Source organism: Variovorax sp. 20P10.2.4, assembly GCF_058244205.1.
This window is the reverse complement of record NZ_JBZAYE010000958.1, coordinates 1-2,028: the sequence shown is the minus strand read 5'-3', so window position 1 is coordinate 2,028 and position 2,028 is coordinate 1. Positions and strand designations below refer to the sequence as shown.

Genomic DNA, 2,028 nt, shown 5'->3' with positions numbered 1-2,028 from the left:
GGGTGACGATGAATTCGCGGCGGATCATGGGAGTCTCCAGGGATGTTCTGGTGCGCGTGCCTCGGGGCTACGCGTTGAAATGCAGCCGCAGGCCCGGCGCGGGCCAGGGCAGCGAGACGAGCTGTCCGGTGCCCGACAGCGTGACGTAGGCGGTCTGCATGCCGGGCCCGCCGAAGCAGAGATTGGTGACGTAGCTGTCGGGGAAGACCAGCTGCCGCAGCAGCGTGCCGTCGGGCGCGATGACCGAGACCGCGCCGGTGATCAGCGTGGCCACGCAGACGTTGCCGCCGGCCTCGAGCGCGAGGCTGTCGAAGCGCTGGAAGCCCGGCAACCCGCAGACGATGCGCCCGCCATGCGGCGAGGGAAAGGGATGCTTGCGCACCACGCCGGGCTCGACGATGTCGAAGGCCCACAGCCGCGCCGTCTCGGTCTCGGCCACGTAGAGCACGCGCGCGTCGGGCGAGAGGCCGATGCCGTTCGCCGACAGCAGCGGATAGGCCACCTCGACGATGCGCGAGCCGTCGGGCAGCGCGTAGTAGACGCCGCCGTAGTCGCGCAGCCGCGCATGCTTCTTGCCGAAGTCGGTGAAGTAGAAGCCGCCGTGCGCGTCGAACACGAGGTCGTTCGGCGACGACAGCCGATGGCCGTCGCAATGCGTGTAGAGCAGCGTGTGCTCGCCCGTGCGCAGGTCGAAGCGGCGGATGCTGCCGCCTTCGTAATCGGCCGCGGGCCCGGTCGAGGTGAAGCGGCCCGGCACATAGGCGCTGCCGCCGTTGTCGCAGACATAGAGCGCGCCATCGGGCCCGATCGCCGCCCCGTTCGGACCACCGCCGCAATCGGCGACGACGTGGCGCTCGCCATCGGGCGAGATCCGCACGACGAGGCCCGCGCGCATCTCGACCAGCAGCACCGAGCCGTCGCCCAGCGCCACCGGCCCTTCAGGAAATTGCAGACCCTCGGCCAGAATCCTCATGCGTTCCTTCGTGCCGCCTTCGATGCCATGGGGCTCGAAAAGGGCTTGTCTCTCAATGATTCGAGCGCTGAAGATACGTGAGGGGCCGTGGCGGCTCAATCACAATTAACTCATGCGAGAAATGATCAAAAGTCATTGCTCGCGGGCGCGAGTCGGGGCGCTCGGACGGCGCGTTCAGGCGGCGCGGATCCAGCGACCGGACGCGGGGTCCGGCATCGCCGCTTCGCCGTTCACCAGCACCTGCTCTTGCGTCAGCCGCGATGCGGTCGAGGGATCGACGTCGAAGCGGATCTCCATCGCGCGGACCAGCGCCTCGTCCTCGAGCGGCAGCTCCCAGGTCAGGAATACCTGCAGGGTGTCGCGCTCCGCGCCGAAGTCCGCGGCATCGAATCCCTCGCCATCGCGCCGTATCACGGCATGCGGCTGGCAGGTGTCGAACAGCATCACCGTGCCGCGCGCGAGCGGAATGCGCACGCCGGCCGATGGAAAGTGCACGTCGAGGCCGAGGTCCTCGCCGAGGAAGAGGTTGCAGAAGAGCGCGCCGCCGTACTGCGCGCCGTCGTGGTGGTAGCGCGCGCCGCGGCAGGCCATCAGTGCCACGTCGGCATTGCCCGGCAGGCCGGGCAATCCCTGCGTGCGCGCCCAATCGGCCACCGCCTGCACGCATTGGCCGTACGCGGGCCAGCGCGTTCTCGCGCGTGCCAGTGACAGCGGCTCGACGTCGCCGGGCTCGAGCATCAGCTGCGTGCTCGCGTCGCGCCGCCAGTCGGCCACCAGCCGTGCTGGCGGCTCGGGAATCTCCAGCCTCGACGCGAGCACGACCGGGCTCACGCTGCGGCTGCGCAAGGCATCGCCGCGCCAGAAGTACGAGGTCAGGCGCTCAGGCATGGCGAGATGGGAAGGGACGGGAGCCATCGGCCGGCAGTGTAGGGCTCGATGGATTGAGGGGCCGCCGCCTTCAAGGTCGCTCGGCGCGCCACCAGGCCAGCACGGCACCGAGCAACACCAGCACGGCCAGCACCGCGGGCACGGCCGCGATCGCACCGCGAAAGGCC

General features: G+C 69.6%; 2 protein-coding genes. Both read right to left on the bottom strand.

The genetic code is table 11. The annotated features are described in order from the left end of the window. Window positions 1–67 precede the first annotated feature (67 nt). A complete protein-coding gene (locus AC27VN_RS39900; protein ID WP_490880274.1) occupies window positions 68–973 on the bottom strand; it encodes an SMP-30/gluconolactonase/LRE family protein in 906 nt (301 codons plus the stop codon). Window positions 974–1,147: 174 nt separating this feature from the next. Further along, entirely contained in the window at window positions 1,148–1,861 is a 714-nt protein-coding gene (locus AC27VN_RS39895) for a hypothetical protein (protein WP_490880273.1), read from the bottom strand. Window positions 1,862–2,028: the final 167 nt, after the last annotated feature.